This window comes from Providencia sp., assembly GCF_003533305.1.
Classification (GTDB): Bacteria; Pseudomonadota; Gammaproteobacteria; order Enterobacterales; family Enterobacteriaceae; genus Providencia.
The window spans coordinates 19,268-35,307 of the sequence record NZ_DOEH01000007.1 but is presented as its reverse complement, the minus strand read 5'-3'; the positions used below and the strand labels follow the sequence as shown (position 1 = coordinate 35,307).

The following is a 16,040-nucleotide window of genomic DNA, read 5'->3' as shown; positions in this document are numbered from 1 at the left end:
ATATTAAATGCTTACTCACCGCTTTATTAATATAGTTTATTGAGCTTAACTTAAATATTTACAATATTTACAATATAAACAATAAGATGAGGTGATGAGTGTTTCGTTTTAGATCTATATCAATAAATTGATAATTAAATATTAACAAACTACGATCTATTTCTTATCTAACTCTACTTTCTATTCATAAATTAATCGAAAATTGTCTGTGATAATAAGGGCTTCGGCCACTATGTTATAATTTCTGTAAGTCGTTGTATATTATATTATATATCGAATTGCGATTCGCTTTTTATTTTTCTATACGCTAGAATCCTTACAGTTAATAAGTGAACGTAGTGGGTTGTTTTAAATTTAATGATATGAATTTAATCGGCTGCTGGGTTCTCAATAAAACTCCTAGCCTTTGTGTCTAAGTTCGGTAGCCCGAATATGATGCTCTGGCCGTGGTCTATGAGCCACCAGGGTGCGAGATAGAAATGTCTGCATCTCCCGTATTTGGAAAGGTGTGATTATGCAACAGCTTGTCGATCAATTTGACCGTAAATTCTATTATCTTCGTCTTTCTATAACAGATGTTTGCAACTTTCGTTGCACATACTGCCTCCCTGATGGCTATAAACCAAGTGGCCGCCATGAATTCTTAACACTCGATGAAATTCGTCGCATTAGTCGTTCTTTTGCTGAATTAGGTACGGAAAAAGTCCGTATTACGGGTGGTGAGCCAACGATGCGTAAAGACTTTAGCGATATTATTGCCGCAATTAATGAAAACAAAGCAATTAAAAAAATAGCGGTAACAACCAATGGCTATCGTATGGCGCGAGATGTTAAAGAGTGGAAAGACGCAGGGCTTAGTGCAATTAACGTTAGCCTTGATAGCCTCGATCCACGTCAATTTGCTGCGATCACAGGACAAGATAAATTTTTTCAAGTGATGAAAGGGATTGATGCTGCTTTTGAGGCAGGTTTTGAAAAAGTTAAAGTTAATGCGGTATTGATGAAAAATGTCAATGATATTGGGTTGAAGTCATTCCTAAATTGGATTAAACATCGCCCAATTCAATTACGTTTTATTGAATTAATGGAAACGGGTGATGGAAGTGATCTATTTCAACGTTACCATGTATCAGGTGAAACCATTCGCGATCGCTTAATTGAAGAGGGGTGGTATATGCAGCCACGCTCTCGTAGCGATGGCCCTGCCCAAGTCTTTAGCCATCCTGATTATCAAGGCGAAATCGGGCTTATCATGCCGTACGAAAAAGATTTTTGCCAAAGTTGTAATCGCCTACGTGTTTCCTCTTTGGGAAATCTGCATTTATGCTTATTCGGTGAGAATGGTATTCCACTGCGTGATTTGCTTGGCGATGATAATCAAAATGAAGCGTTAAAAGCGCGTCTTCAAAGTGGATTGAAATCTAAACGTGAGACCCATTTTTTACATATGGGCGATAGTGGCATTACCCCAAATTTATCCGTCATTGGCGGCTAACCATTTTTGATTTTCAGGAGAAAATATGTCCCAGCTGACTCACCTTAATGCGTCGGGCGAGGCCCATATGGTTGATGTTTCTGCAAAAGCTGAAACTATCCGTGAGGCGCGAGCGCAAGCGTATGTCACCATGAACCCAGAAACGTTAGCAATGATAGTCGATGGCAGTCACCATAAAGGTGATGTTTTTGCGACAGCGCGTATTGCCGGAATCCAAGCTGCAAAAAACACGTGGCAACTGATCCCTTTATGTCATCCCCTATTATTGACTAAAGTTGAAGTGACTCTTACAGCTGAACAAGAACATAACCGTGTACGCATTGATACCTGTTGTCGTTTAACGGGTAAAACGGGTGTTGAAATGGAAGCGCTTACGGCGGCCTCTGTGGCGGCATTAACTATCTATGATATGTGTAAAGCTGTTCAAAAAGATATGGTTATTGGTCCGGTGCGCTTACTTGAAAAAACCGGCGGTAAGTCTGGACATTTTAAGGCGGAATGATGATTACAGTTTTATTTTTTGCTCAAGTGCGTGAATTAGTCGGCACAGATCGTTTGGAGCTGACTGAAAATTATCAAACGGTTGAAGAATTACGCCAAGCACTATCACTAAAAGGCGATCGTTGGGCGCTTGCTTTAGAAGACGGAAAATTACTCGCAGCTGTCAATCAATCATTTGTTTCACTGGAACATTCATTGGTTTCAGGTGATGAGGTGGCATTTTTTCCACCCGTCACTGGGGGCTAAATTATGAACAATACTCATATTGCGGTACAAACGGATAATTTCAGTGTTGGTGAGCAATACCAGTGGTTAGCACAGTGCGATAGTGACGGCGCCGTTGTCACGTTTACAGGAAAAGTACGTAATCATAACCTTGGTGACAGTGTGGTTGCGTTGACACTTGAGCATTATCCAGGAATGACTGAAAAAGCGTTAAATAATATTGTTGAAGAAGCAAGAGGGCGTTGGCCTTTGCAGCGCGTGAGTGTTATTCATCGAGTCGGTACATTACAACCGGGTGAAGAGATTGTATTTGTGGGGGTGACCAGTGCTCACCGCGATGCTGCATTTCAATCTGCTGAATTCATTATGGATTACTTAAAAACAAAAGCACCTTTTTGGAAAAAAGAAGCATTGCCAGAAAATGAACGCTGGGTTGAAGCGAAAGAGAGTGATGAAGCATCAGCAAAGCGCTGGTAATCGCATTTTTTCCCCTAAAAAATACGAATTTGCTGAATGTATTGTGAAAGTATTGTGATAAACTTTGCTATAATTTGTCCGATTACAGTATTTTTACTGGGTCTTTTTTCTTTTTCTTAAAGGGTAACCATCATGGGTCAGTTTGATCAACGTAATGATTCTCTTGTCCAGGGTGCCAACACTGGCGTTCAGGCATTTATGTCACAAGTATACGGCTGGATGACAGTCGGTTTACTGTTGACTGCATTTGTAGCTATGTATTCATTGAGCAGTGGTTTGTACATTACCATCGCAACGAATAAAATTTTGTTTTTTGGCATGATCATCGCTGAGCTTGGTTTAGTGATGGGTTTGTCATTCTTACTTCCAAGAATGAATGGCATGATGGCAACCGGTATGTTTATGCTTTATGCGTTGCTAACCGGTTTAACTATCTCCGTTATTCTCGCTGTTTATACCGGTGAATCCGTCGCGGGCACTTTTGTCATCACTGCGGTGATGTTTGGTGCGCTTAGCTTCTACGGCTATACCACTAAACGCAGCCTAACAGGAATGGGTAACTTTCTGTTTATGGCATTGATTGGTATCGTTGTCGCTTCACTGGTTAATATCTGGCTGCAAAGTTCAATGATGTACTGGGTTATCACTTATGGTGGTGTGCTGCTGTTTGCTGCATTAACTGCTTATGATACTCAGAAGTTGAAAGAAATGGGTTCACAAATTGATGAAAATGATAGAGAAACAATGCGTAAATACTCAATTATGGGTGCATTATCTCTGTATTTAGACTTCATTAACCTGTTCCTGATGTTGCTGCGTATTTTCGGTGACCGTCGCTAATTAGCGATTAGTACAGTATAAATAATTAAAAGCCCTTGTGATGTGAGTCACAAGGGCTTTTGTGCTAATTAAAGCTTGAAAAATAATAAGCTAATAATTAATTGTGAGATTATTATTAGTGAAGTAAACAGCTTTGAGCGATTCATCTAACCTAATGGTTTATGCGATTTTCTTTCTAAATAAACAGCCTTGAGCGATTCATCTAACCTAATGGTCTATGCTATTTTCTTTCTAAATAAATAGTACGCTACATTACTTGTGACTAACGCAATAATAAGTAGTGGCCATAAGCTATGGAAAATTACTGAAAAATCAGCATCTTTTAGATAAATTTGTTTAGTAATATCTGTAAAGTGCCGAATCGGATTTATCCAAGTAATATCTTGTAGCCAAACAGGCATATTCTCAATAGGAGAAATATAGCCCGATAACAGGACGGCAGGCATCATAAAGACAAACACCCCAATAAATGCCTGTTGCTGCGTGGAACATAACGCAGATATTAATAAGCCAAAGCCAACCAACGATAAGCCATAAAATAGCATCGTGCCATAAAATAGTAGCAATGAACCTGCGAAGGGAATTTCATAACAAAAAATACCGATGACGAGGACCAGTGTTGCTTGCGCCGTTGCGACTATCAATGCAGGAATGGCTTTGCCAATAAAAATTTGCCAAGTGGTCAGAGGCGAAACTAACAATTGGTCTAGTGTGCCTTGCTCACGCTCTCTGGCAATAGAAAGAGAGGTGACAATAAGTACACCAATGGTTGTAATTAATGCGACTAATGAGGGTACGATGAACCATTTATAATCTAAATTTGGGTTGTACCAATTGCGAACAACCAATTCACTATTGTTGGGGCGAGGCTGACCTTGTGTGAGTTCCTGCTCATATTGCATGACAATTTGTTCAATATAGTTAGCGGCTATCTGAGAGCTATTTGAATTTCGTCCATCTAACAATAGCATCATGTTAGCTTTGTGCTGGCTCGCAATATCAGCGCTAAAGTTTTGATCGAAACGCACTACTAACAGTGCTTTACGGTTATCGAGTGTCTCGCGAATGTCGTGCTCACTTTTCAGTAACAAGATATGAGAAAATGCACTAGCTTTGGCTAATCGCTGGGTAAGCTCAATAGAATGTTGGCCACTGTCTTGGTCATAAATTGCAATTGTGGTATTGGTGACTTCTAATGTTGCCGCTAGCGGAAATAAAATCATCTGAAAAATAACGGGCAAAATTAAAATAATCCGCGTTTGTGGTTCTTGCAACAAAGATTGCAACTCTTTCATAATTAAGGTGTATAGACGATAAAACATAGTTTCACCTCAATCCAGTCGACGACGGGTTTTAAGCGCCGTTAGACCAATAAATAAAATTGCCGAAGCAATCAATAAAAGAAAATCAGTGAGTAACACGAGATAGATATCGCCGGCGAGAAATAGTGTTTGCAAGCTACTGACAAAATATCGCGCAGGAATGAAGTAAGTAACAGCTTGAATGATGGCAGGCATACTATCAATTTCAAAAATAAAACCCGATAACATGATGGCAGGTAAAAAGGCCGCATTCAGCGCTATCATAGCGGCATTGAATTGGTTTCGGGTGATCGTCGAAATTAATAACCCCATCCCTAATGCCGTAGCAAGATAGAGACTGGTGATCACAAATAAGATAACCAATGAGCCTCGATAGGGGATATCCAGAACAAACGTGGTGACGAACATGCATAGGATCATAACAAATGAACCAAGTAACTGATAAGGCAATAGCTTAGATAACAGTAGTTCAGTGCGGGTGATTTGCGTCGATAATAACGCTTCCATGGTGCCACGTTCCCATTCACGAGCAATCACTAGGGAGGTCAAAATTGCACCTACAACTGTCATGATAATACTAATCGCGCCTGGGATAATGAAATGCTGGCTAATTGCAGCCTCGTTAAACCAATAGCGCATATTTAATTCAATTAATGGGTCTGTTGCATAACCTTTATTTTCCCCTTGTTGAACTAACCAAGTATGCCAAACCCCTTTGGTGTACGCTTGCACAAAGTTTGCTGTGTTTGGTTCGCTACCGTCAGTGATGACTTGAATCGGCGCATGTCCTTCTGAGCGCAATAGCTGAGCGGAAAAATTGACAGGAATAACAACGATCCCGCGAATTTCTCCTGCTTGCATTTTATTGGCTAAAAGTTGGCGGTTATCACTGATAGTTGCATCAATAAAAGGCGAGCCAGTAAACGCATCGACGAGTTCCCGCGCTTCTTGGCTCTGTTGGTCCATTAAAATACCCACGCGCAGTTTGCTCGAATCTAGATTGATACCATAGCCAAAAATGAACAGCAGCATGAGTGGAATCACAACAGCGATTAGTGCACTGCTCGGATCGCGAACGATTTGTTTAGTTTCTTTAAAGCACAGAGCTTTGAGTCTGCGCCACGAAAAATGGGAGGCTGCTGCGGTCATCGTTCCCCCTGTTGTTGATCATAATTAAAGATAAGCTCTATGAAGGCATCTTCCATTGAAGGATTAGGATTTTCAGCGCTGGCAACTTGTTGTTTTAGTTCATCAGGGGTGCCTGCGGCAATAATTTTACCGTGATATACCAAACCAATACGATCGCAATATTCAGCTTCATCCATAAAGTGAGTGGTTACCATCACAGTGACGCCTTTATCGACCATCCCATTAATATGTAACCAAAACTCTCTACGAGTTAGTGGGTCAACTCCCGAAGTGGGTTCATCCAGAAACAAAATATCAGGTTCATGCATCAACGAACAGGCAAGAGCGAGGCGTTGTTTATAACCTAAAGGTAATGAATCTGTGATTTGATTAATAATTGGCGTGAAACTAAATGCATCTATCATCTCTTGCATTTTAGTTGATTGTTTTTTGTGGTGAAGGCCATAAACGCCAGAAAAAAACTTTAGGTTTTGCTTCACTTTTAAGTTGCCATATAACGAGAATTTTTGCGCCATATAACCTAAATGCTGACGTGCTTTATTTGAACTGGTTTTTAAATCCATTCCCAATACCAAAGCTTGTCCTTCAGTTGGTTTCATTAGGCCACACATCATTTTAAATGTGGTTGATTTCCCTGCCCCATTAGGGCCTAACAAGCCAAAAATCTCACCGCGTTTGACTTGAAAATTAACCGTATCAGTGGCGGCAAAATTACCAAATTTCTTAGTGAGATTGCGAGCTTCAATGACGGTTTCATTTGGATTTGGTGGGATTTGCGGGACAATAGAAGCCAGCTCTGAACGATGTGATGGGCCACCGCCAAGTAAATCAATAAACGCATCTTCAAAGCGTGGCTCTGCTTCAATTAGTTTTTGGTCGCCCATATTGAGCGCATTAAGTAAATTTTGTTGGGAAGCATTAGGTTTTAAGATCAAACGGATGTAGCGACCTTGAATTACGCCATCGGTAGTTTCAGGTAATACTAATGCATTTTGTAGTTGAGTGCGTTTTTGTGTGGCAGGGACGTCGAGTAAGAATGATCGTCCAACCATTTTTTGAGTCAGTAATTCAGGTTTTCCTGAATACAGTAACTTCCCCTTGTTGAGTAGCAGAACTTCTTTACATTGCTGAGCTTCATCTAGGTAAGAGGTGCTCCAGAGGATCAACATGCCATCATCAGCAAGGGTATGCACCATTTGCCATAATTCACGACGAGCGATGGGATCGACTCCTACTCCTGGCTCATCGAGCAGCAATACTTTAGGCTTGCCTAGTAATGTACAGGCTAACCCCAGTTTTTGTTTCATACCGCCTGAGAGTTTACCCGCAAGACGAGAGGTAAAATCGGTCAGATTGGTAAATGTCAGTAATTGTTGATAGGTTTTTTTGCGTTCATCACCGATAACACCACGTAAATCTGCATATAAATCGAGATTCTCTTGCACGGTTAAATCTTCGTATAAACCAAACTTTTGTGGCATATAGCCCAAGTTTGCCCGCACTTCAATACTGTCTTTGATGGGATCTAAACCCATTAGACTGATTGTGCCGGAATCAGGTTTTAACAATCCAGCTAGCATTCTTATTAGCGTTGTTTTACCTGCGCCGTCGGGGCCCACGAGCCCCGTGACTGAGCCACCATGAATTTCAGTCGTTAAGCTCTCGACTGCCGGTGAATCTAGACCTGAAAATGTTTTTTCAATACCCTGAAGGCGTATGTTGTAATCATTATTCATGACAAGCATTTACTGTTTTGTTTCAGGAAAACGGACGGTGACGGGCATACCCTGACGCAGAGCGTCATCAGGATCGCTCACGATAATACGTAAACGGTATACCAAATCAGTACGTAAATCAGGTGTTTGTACGCTTTTAGGCGTGAATTCAGCAGTAGGAGAAACAAAACCTATTTTCCCGTGGTAAGGAGAATCGGGTCTGCTATCGGTATATAGCAACACATCACTACCGGGAACGGTGGCACCAAGATTAGGCTCGCTGACATAGGCTCGAACCCATACCGGGTGGATTAGGGTAACACTAAATACCGTGTTGCCTGCGCCAACAATGGTACCTGGTTCAATAGCGCGGGTTAAAATAGTGCCATCTGATGGCGCAGTGAGTGTTGTATCTTGCAAATCAAGTTCAGCTTGTGCAACAGCGGCTTCAGCTTGTAGCCATTCACCTCTTGCTGCGGCGATCTCTTCTTGGCGAAATCCACTTTGATATTGATTGAGTTTATCTTGTGCGGCTTTCAGGGCAGCGAGGGTTTGATTACGACTATTTTTTGCATTGTCTAAATCATTAGCTGAAATAACGCGCTGAGCTGCAAGGCCTTGCTGGCGTTTATAAAAATTATCAGCATATTGCCAAGCCGCTTGTTTTTGAGCAACTTCCGCTTCTGCTTGAGCAATTTCTTGAGTTCGATAACCCGCTTCTTTTAAAGCTAGTTGCGCTTTAGCGCTATCTCGAATGCCTTTCGCTTTATTAAGCGCATTGATGTAAGAGGCATCATCAAGTTTGCCAAGCTTATCCCCTGCGGTCACGCGCGCGCCTTCATCTACATTCAAAGACGCGAGCCTTCCCCCTACTCGAAAACCAAGGTTAACGGTTCTGACATCAACATTTCCGTATAAGGTTAATGTTTTATCTTGCTTAGATTGGTAGTAGTAATAACCACCCACAGCAACACCGATTAATATGACAATAAGAAGAATAAAAACAGAACGACGTTTATTGTTCATAGCTAACCTTACTCAAGAGGATAAAATGATAAAAAAGTTATACTGAGTTAGTTATAACCTAAAAGTATTACTTTTCTTTATCTATTTATCATATCACTTTTCTGCTTGTTTGCGATGACGTAACCCCTCTAATAAGATATTTGTATGTTCGATAAGAACTTGATTAATAATTTCAAATTCATTCTCATTAATATGTTTCCAACCCGTTTGTCTGAGTAATGTTTCTCGTGCAATACGAAATGAAAGCGTTTCGCCAAGAATGGCATGGGTATGGATTAACGTAGTTAAATTATGGGGATCTGCGCCGATATAAGTGGCGATTAGATGATTTAAACGCGAGTGTATTGGGCCTAAAGCTTGTTCATGGATAATGGTGTAGGCTTCTGTTGGATTCAGCTGTTCACGTGCTAATATTCGCGAAAAACTGAGGTTTTTTTTCTCCAACTGAAAGTAATTATAAGCAATAACGGTTTTTTGTAATAGCTCAAGGGCTTTTTGAGGTGTTTGAGCCTCAGCAGGTTGGTTAAGAAAATTATCTATCAGGTTAAACGTTTCATAGAAGCTTTCTTTGACGTTACTGGCAATCATCTGTGCAACAGCAAGGTAAAGGCCTTCCTTCGAACCAAAATAATATGAAATTGCTGCGATATTTTGACCAGAAACTTGTGCTATTTGGCGTGTAGTCGCCCCATCAAGTCCTTTTTCTCCATAAACATCAGCAGCTGCGAGAAGTAGTTGTTGTCTCGCATTCTCTCCTCGCAAAGTTGACGATGAATTTATAATCATAAACATTCCTTTAAATCAGAATTAAATAACACCCAAATAGGCTCTAAGCGGCTTTTCATTTTTATAAGGGATAGAAAACGACAACTCATAGTGTCATATAAGTATATATACCATATGAAGGGCATTTTATATTAATTTGTGAGGCAAACTAAATTAATATATTTATCGTCATCAAATAATGTTAGAATTTAGACATGTCGCACGGCAGTTTGCGCTTTTTTCTTCTTCTGATTCACTTCCCCTTAGAACTGCCTCAATAATTTGATACGGTGAAGCCCGGAGTAATTTAATTTGACTAATTTTTCAGACCTCGCTTTAAACGAGGAAATTTTGCTTGCCATTAATGAGTTAGGCTATGAAAGTCCTACACCTATTCAACAACAAGCTATTCCTGCAGTACTTGCAGGTAAAGACCTGTTAGCAAGCGCTCAAACAGGTACGGGTAAAACCGCAGGCTTTACGTTGCCTATTTTACAAAAACTCATTGAAACCCCGCGTGGGAACAATCGTAGACCCGTTCGGGCGTTGATCCTGACACCTACAAGGGAATTGGCAGCTCAAGTTGCTGAAAATGTAAAAGAATACAGTCGTCATTTGAAAATCCGCTCAATGGTTATTTTTGGCGGGGTAAGCATTAATCCACAGATGATGAAATTGCGCAGTGGCGTTGAGATTTTGATTGCAACACCTGGACGCTTACTCGATTTAGAGCATCAAAATGCAGTTGACCTATCTCAAGTTGAAATTCTTGTGCTTGATGAAGCTGATCGCATGTTAGATATGGGTTTTATTCACGATATCCGTCGTGTTATTAGTAAACTCCCTAAAAAGCGTCAAAATTTACTTTTCTCAGCAACTTTCTCTGACGACATTAAACAGCTCGCTAATAAATTGCTAACTAACCCTGTGACCATTGAAGTGGCGCCACGTAATTCAGCGTCAGAACAAGTGACACAATATGTACATCTTGTTGATAAAAAACGTAAAGCAGATCTTTTATCATTCATGATCGGCCGTGATAATTGGCAGCAAGTTTTAGTATTTACGCGTACTAAGCATGGTGCTAACCGTCTTGCTGAACATCTTAATAAAGATGGTATTAAAGCTGCGGCTATCCATGGTAATAAAAGTCAGGGCGCGCGTACTCGTGCACTTGCTGATTTTAAATCAGGTGATATTCGCGTTTTAGTTGCTACTGATATTGCTGCGCGTGGTATTGATATTGAACAACTTCCTCATGTTGTGAACTATGAATTACCAAATGTGGCAGAAGATTATGTTCACCGTATTGGTCGTACTGGTCGTGCTGATGCAACGGGCATGGCGGTTTCTTTAGTTTGTGTCGATGAAATTAAACTTCTCAAAGATATTGAAAAACTATTGAAAAAATCAATTCCGCTAATGACAACTGAAGGTTATGAGCCAGATCCTTCAATTAAAGCTGAACCTATTCAAAAATCACCGCAGCGCAATGACAGACGTTCATCTGATAGACGTCCTAGTGAGCGCAGTGACAGAGGTGGAAGTGATAGAGGCGATAAAGGTAGTAACAGACCTCGTCGTTCTAGCGCGCCAGCTGCAAAAGGAAAATCTGAGTCATCAGGTTCACCTTGGAAAAATGCACAAAGCAAAGTAAGACAAGGACGTGGTGAAGGTTAATGCGTGTGCTACTAGCCCCTATGGAAGGGGTTTTAGACTCACTCGTTCGTTCATTGCTCACAGAGGTCAATGATTATGACCTCTGCATTACTGAATTTGTTCGTGTAGTAGATACGTTACTTCCAGCCAAAACCTTCTATCGTTTGTGCCCCGAATTACGTAATCAAAGTCGTACGCCATCAGGAACTTTAGTTAGGGTGCAGTTGTTAGGGCAGCACCCCGAATGGTTAGCAGAAAATGCAGATAGAGCCGTTGAATTAGGCTCTTGGGGCGTCGATCTGAATTGTGGATGCCCATCAAAAACGGTAAATGGCCATGGTGGTGGTGCTACGCTGTTGAAGCAACCCGATCTCATTTACCGTGCTGTTAAAGCCATGCGTGATGCTGTTCCTAAATCATTACCTGTTTCTGTGAAAGTTAGACTAGGTTGGGATAGCGGTGAATTTACCCACGAAATTGCTGATGCAGCAGAGCAGGGGGGAGCCACTGAATTAACCGTTCATGGACGCACTAAAGAAGATGGTTATAAGGCTGAGCGTATTAATTGGCAAGCTATCGGTGACATTCGTAAGCGGTTATCAATACCTGTTATCGCAAATGGTGAAATTTGGGACTATGAAAGTGCTAAACGCTGTATTGAAATAACGGGATGCGATGCCATTATGATTGGGCGGGGTGCATTAAATACACCGAATCTAAGCCGAGTGATTAAAAATAACCATCGGCAAATGCCTTGGGAACAGGTTAATCAGATATTATTAAAATATACTGAACTGGAAAAACTTGGTGATACTGGTCACTATCATGCCGCTCGTATTAAGCAATGGTTGAGCTATTTACGTAAAGAATATCAATCTGCGGATGAACTGTTTCAACAAGTGCGATCTTTGAAAAATGCACAGCAAATTTCTGATGTTATTTCGCATATTGTAGATGTAAATATTGATAAAAAGTCTTAAAAAAAGAATTTTTATTTGCGAAAATAACTTATTGGGTCTTTACTTAGTAAGTATGATAGTCATTAAGTTAAGTTAATCACTATTATTGTTGAGACATTATTACTTAATACAACCTAGTCTTTTGGAGGCGTAATATGGGCGTTATTGCTTGGATTATTTTTGGTCTGATTGCGGGTGTTCTAGCAAAATGGCTCATGCCTGGAACGTATCAGATGGGTTTTATTATGACCACAGTTTTAGGGATTGTCGGCGCCGTTGTCGGGGGGTATATCAGTACTTTCTTTGGTAAAGGTAAAGTTGATGGTTTCAATTTTGGTAGCTTTGTGGTCGCCGTTATCGGTGCAATTGCAGTGCTCTTCTTGGCGGGTATATTTGCCAAATAGTTTTGCTTAAATATACGTCACAATAACGAGATACTGACTATTTTAGTCAAGATCTCAAGAATTTAATAAAGGCTGCAATTTAAATATTAGCAGCCTTTATTTTTGCGAGTTGAAACCTAAGGTTCAATCGGCAAACCATTATCCTGTCCCCACTCTGCCCACGAACCGTCATATAAACGTACATCTGTGTTGCCAAGTAGGGTTAACGCCATTAGCACAACGGCAGCGGTCATTCCTGAGCCACAAGAAGTGACTGAGGGAGCGTGGATATCGACGCCTTGCTGAGTAAAAATGGCTTTTAGTTGTTCAGGGGACTTGAACTCTCCATTTTCAACGAGTAGATCCCAAGGAACATTTTTACTTCTCGGAATGTGTCCCATACGTAGACCCGGACGTGGTTCGGGTGCTTGTGCTAGAAAACGCGGCGCTGCACGAGCATCGATAATTTGAATTTTACCTTCGTTAACGATATCTAATACTTGTTTTTGATTCAAAGCATTCGTTTCTTTTCGAGTTGCTTTAAATTCTTTGATTGCTGGTGGAATGACTTCACCTGCTTGAGTTTCAAATCCAGCTGTTTTCCAAGCATCAATTCCACCTGCCAATATTTTGACGTTTTTGCAGCCCATTGTCGTGAATGTCCACCAAGCACGAGGGGATGAAAATAAATTATTTTGGGCATAAATAATAACTTGAGTATTATTATCAATACCCATAGCACCTACTGCTTGGCTGAAGGTTTCTGCACTCGGTAGCATATGGGGCAGATCGCAGGTTTTATCGGCAATTTCATCTTGATGAAAAAATTGCGCATTAGGAATATGTTCTTGTAAATAACGTTGGCGACAATCATAGGGGGCTGTTGGTGGAGGAGATGATGCGTCGAGTACAATAATATTTGCATCAAACAGATGCGCGTTTAACCATTGCGGTGTAACAAAAAAATCGTTGTACATAAACTATCTCCATCCTGAGCTAATACATTATTTTAGTTTGGTTGCTGCATTTGGTTAGGGGCAGGGATTAGGGATTGAGCCTGAGGTTGTCCCTGTTCTAAAGGTGTTGTTGAGCGAGTATAAATATTCATACCTGCTAAAACAATGCCGCCTACTGAACCAAAAGCAAATAAGGCGCATATAGCGATTGCTAATTTTTTCATATTTTATAGCCTGCGTTAAATTTTAGAACACAAAGTATAACTGGATGGTTGTTGCAAACAAGTTAAAAGCGACATTTTATACGCTTTTGCAAATCGCTTCCCAATTTTAATGTATAATGGGTTTTAATACAGTAGTTTTGCGAAGCGGTTGGCAAAAGTAATCTTTTTACTTTTGTGCTATTTATCTACTAGGTTATCGTACATTTCAAATTTGGTTATCGCGTAATTTATGTCCCTGTCTAATAAAATAAAAGAACAAATAACGGAGTGGTATAAAGGCTTATCACTACAAATTGACGGGTTTGTTTCCCGTGAGCCTCAACGTCAAATGATTGCTGAGGTGGCTAAAAACTTAGCTGATGCTGATGGGCGCCATTTAGTGATAGAGGCTCCTACTGGGGTTGGTAAAACACTGTCTTACCTAATTCCGGGGATTGCGGTAGCGCGTGAAGAAGGTAAAACCCTGGTTGTGAGTACTGCCAATGTCGCGCTGCAAGACCAAATTTTTAGTAAAGACTTGCCACTACTAAGCAAAATTATTCCAGATCTTAAATTTACTGGCGCATTCGGCCGTGCACGTTATGTTTGCCCGCGAAATCTAGAAGCAATTTGTGCCGCAGAAGGGGATCAAATTGATTTAATGTTGTTGGTTGAGGATAAAACCGAAATCGCCAATAGTGAAGAACGTGCGATTTGCCAGCAATTACGTAATGATTTTCATAGTTTTGCTTGGGATGGGTTAAGAGATCACCATAAACGCGCTTTTAGCCATAGCTTATGGCGTAAAGTTAGTACAGATAAAATGAATTGTTTGGGGCGAAATTGTCAGTTTTATCAACGTTGTCCATTTTTTATTGCTCGACGTGAAATTGATGATGCGGACGTTGTCGTTGCAAATCACGCACTCGTCATGGCGGCAATGGAAACTGAGTCCGTATTGCCCGATCCTAAAAAATTATTACTTGTACTGGATGAAGGTCATCATGTTCCTGATGTTGCGAGAGATGCCCTTGAAGTTGAAGGTGAAATTACTTTAGTTCAATTAACTGCACAAATTGATAGCTTTATTCAACATGTTACGCAGTATGTTGCCCAGTTTCGTCCAGCAAAACCTCCAAAGTTAGCAAACCCAGAGAAATTACAAAAGCATGCAGAAAAACTACGAGAAACATTTCGTGATTTTTCCGTGTTAGCAAATGCGTTATTACCTGAAACATCAAAAGATACAGAATATTTATTTCCTTTAGGTGTATTGCCTGAATCTATGCAATTAAGTTGTCAGGAACTCTTTAAGTTAACAGATGGTTTTAAAGGGCTTGCAGAAGCAATACTCAGTGATTTAACAGAGCAAACCGCCAAACAAGATATCGTGCGTTTGCATCGTTCTATACTGACAACTAGCAGAGCAATGGGTTATTTTGAAAATATGGCTAAGTTATGGCGGTTAGCTGCCCTTGATCAAAGCTCAGGTGCGCCGGTTTCTAAATGGCTAAGTCGCCGCTATGAAAAAAATCAATCCCGCTTTTTTATGCATTGTGCGGGTATTAGAGTCAGTGAGCAGCTTCAGCACTTACTATGGCGTAATATCCCTCATATTGTGATTACTTCTGCAACGCTTAGATCACTCAATAGTTATTCAAGATTTATGGAGCTAAGTGGTTTGTCTGAAAAAAACGATGACCGCTTTGTGACCCTTTCCTCGCCATTTAATCATACAGAGCAAGGAAAATTGATCATTCCACAAATGAAATATGAACCCACTATGGATAATGAAGCAAACCATTTAGCTGAAATGGCGACTTTCTTTCGTAGTGAATTCATTAAAGAAACCCATCGTGGTGTATTAGTTTTATTTAGTAGCCAAAGAGCGATGGATGGATTTTTAGAGCATGTAAAAGATTTACGATTACAGCTACTTGTTCAAGGGGATCAACCTCGTTATCGTTTAGTTGAAACACATTGCGAAAGAATTGATCAAGGGCAAAAAAGTGCGCTAATGGGGTTACAATCTTTCGCTGAAGGATTAGATTTAAAAGGCGAATATCTGACTCAGGTACACATCCATAAAATTGCATTTCCACCTGTCACAAATCCTGTCATTATCACTGAGGGAGACTGGCTAAAATCATTGAAACGCTATCCTTTTGAGGTTCAAAGTTTACCCAGTGCGTCATTTAACTTGATCCAACAATCAGGGCGGCTTATTCGGAGCCATGAATGTTACGGTGAAATAATTATCTATGATAAACGTTTGATCACTAAAAATTATGGGAAGCGTTTATTAAATGCGTTGCCTATTTTCCCAATAGAGCGACCTGAAATGCCTGATAGCGAGAAATAGCTG

General features: G+C 40.5%; 16 protein-coding genes and 1 riboswitch. Of the genes, 9 read left to right on the top strand and 7 right to left on the bottom strand.

Annotated elements, in window-relative coordinates; all coding sequences use genetic code 11:
• Positions 1 to 384: 384 nt before the first annotated feature.
• A riboswitch (molybdenum cofactor riboswitch) is annotated at positions 385 to 525 on the top strand.
• From moaA to DD649_RS02460, 5 genes are all read left to right on the top strand, one after another.
• The gene (gene moaA, locus DD649_RS02480; RefSeq protein WP_294103268.1) at positions 515 to 1,495 is read left to right on the top strand and encodes a GTP 3',8-cyclase MoaA; all 981 of its coding nucleotides are present in this window, start codon (positions 515 to 517) and stop codon (positions 1,493 to 1,495) included. It overlaps the preceding riboswitch by 11 nt.
• Before the next feature lie 25 nt (positions 1,496 to 1,520).
• Positions 1,521 to 1,997 (top strand): cyclic pyranopterin monophosphate synthase MoaC, encoded by a 477-nt coding sequence (gene moaC / locus DD649_RS02475; protein ID WP_336428921.1) that lies wholly within the window; start codon positions 1,521 to 1,523, stop codon positions 1,995 to 1,997.
• Positions 1,997 to 2,242, top strand: a complete 246-nt coding sequence (gene moaD / locus DD649_RS02470; RefSeq protein ID WP_294103265.1) for a molybdopterin synthase sulfur carrier subunit — start codon at positions 1,997 to 1,999, stop codon at positions 2,240 to 2,242. The genes moaC and moaD overlap by 1 nt, the downstream gene beginning before the upstream one ends.
• A 3-nt stretch (positions 2,243 to 2,245) precedes the next feature.
• Positions 2,246 to 2,698 (top strand): molybdopterin synthase catalytic subunit MoaE, encoded by a 453-nt coding sequence (gene moaE, locus DD649_RS02465; protein ID WP_294103263.1) that lies wholly within the window; start codon positions 2,246 to 2,248, stop codon positions 2,696 to 2,698.
• A gap of 132 nt (positions 2,699 to 2,830) precedes the next feature.
• A complete protein-coding gene (locus DD649_RS02460) occupies positions 2,831 to 3,538 on the top strand; it encodes a Bax inhibitor-1/YccA family protein (RefSeq protein WP_294103261.1) in 708 nt (235 codons plus the stop codon).
• Between the two features lie 215 nt (positions 3,539 to 3,753).
• Here DD649_RS02460 and DD649_RS02455 read toward each other — a convergent pair whose 3' ends face one another.
• From DD649_RS02455 to cecR, 5 genes are all read right to left on the bottom strand, one after another.
• A complete protein-coding gene (locus tag DD649_RS02455) occupies positions 3,754 to 4,860 on the bottom strand; it encodes an ABC transporter permease (protein ID WP_294103332.1) in 1,107 nt (368 codons plus the stop codon).
• A 9-nt stretch (positions 4,861 to 4,869) separates the two neighbouring features.
• The gene (locus tag DD649_RS02450; RefSeq protein ID WP_336428916.1) at positions 4,870 to 6,009 is read right to left on the bottom strand and encodes an ABC transporter permease; all 1,140 of its coding nucleotides are present in this window, start codon (positions 6,007 to 6,009) and stop codon (positions 4,870 to 4,872) included.
• Complete coding sequence (locus tag DD649_RS02445) at positions 6,006 to 7,745, bottom strand: ATP-binding cassette domain-containing protein (protein WP_336428913.1); 1,740 nt, start codon at positions 7,743 to 7,745, stop codon at positions 6,006 to 6,008. Before DD649_RS02445 ends, DD649_RS02450 begins: the two co-directional genes overlap by 4 nt.
• A gap of 9 nt (positions 7,746 to 7,754) precedes the next feature.
• Positions 7,755 to 8,750, bottom strand: coding sequence for a secretion protein HlyD (hlyD, locus tag DD649_RS02440; protein ID WP_294103256.1), 996 nt, complete (start codon positions 8,748 to 8,750; stop codon positions 7,755 to 7,757).
• Positions 8,751 to 8,843: 93 nt separating this feature from the next.
• Positions 8,844 to 9,536: a transcriptional regulator CecR gene (gene cecR, locus DD649_RS02435; RefSeq protein WP_336428910.1), complete on the bottom strand. Its 693-nt coding sequence runs from the start codon at positions 9,534 to 9,536 to the stop codon at positions 8,844 to 8,846.
• Positions 9,537 to 9,827: 291 nt separating this feature from the next.
• Here cecR and rhlE point away from each other — a divergent pair, with 291 nt between their 5' ends.
• The 3 genes from rhlE to DD649_RS02420 all read left to right on the top strand — a co-directional run bounded on the left by rhlE (position 9,828) and on the right by DD649_RS02420 (position 12,537).
• Positions 9,828 to 11,195: an ATP-dependent RNA helicase RhlE gene (rhlE, locus tag DD649_RS02430; protein ID WP_294103251.1), complete on the top strand. Its 1,368-nt coding sequence runs from the start codon at positions 9,828 to 9,830 to the stop codon at positions 11,193 to 11,195.
• Positions 11,195 to 12,154 carry a tRNA dihydrouridine(16) synthase DusC gene (dusC, locus tag DD649_RS02425; protein WP_294103249.1) on the top strand — a complete coding sequence of 320 codons (960 nt, stop codon included), beginning with the start codon at positions 11,195 to 11,197 and terminating at the stop codon, positions 12,152 to 12,154. Before rhlE ends, dusC begins: the two co-directional genes overlap by 1 nt.
• Positions 12,155 to 12,288: 134 nt before the next feature.
• Entirely contained in the window at positions 12,289 to 12,537 is a 249-nt protein-coding gene (locus DD649_RS02420) for a GlsB/YeaQ/YmgE family stress response membrane protein (protein ID WP_294103247.1), read from the top strand.
• A gap of 116 nt (positions 12,538 to 12,653) precedes the next feature.
• Here the strand turns inward: DD649_RS02420 and sseA are convergent, their stop codons facing one another.
• Together sseA and DD649_RS02410 are read right to left on the bottom strand one after the other, a co-directional pair.
• A complete protein-coding gene (sseA, locus tag DD649_RS02415; RefSeq protein WP_294103245.1) occupies positions 12,654 to 13,493 on the bottom strand; it encodes a 3-mercaptopyruvate sulfurtransferase in 840 nt (279 codons plus the stop codon).
• Positions 13,494 to 13,525: 32 nt separating this feature from the next.
• Complete coding sequence (locus tag DD649_RS02410; RefSeq protein WP_294103243.1) at positions 13,526 to 13,696, bottom strand: hypothetical protein; 171 nt, start codon at positions 13,694 to 13,696, stop codon at positions 13,526 to 13,528.
• A gap of 229 nt (positions 13,697 to 13,925) precedes the next feature.
• Here DD649_RS02410 and dinG point away from each other — a divergent pair, with 229 nt between their 5' ends.
• Entirely contained in the window at positions 13,926 to 16,037 is a 2,112-nt protein-coding gene (gene dinG / locus DD649_RS02405) for an ATP-dependent DNA helicase DinG (protein WP_294103241.1), read from the top strand.
• Positions 16,038 to 16,040 lie beyond the last annotated feature (3 nt).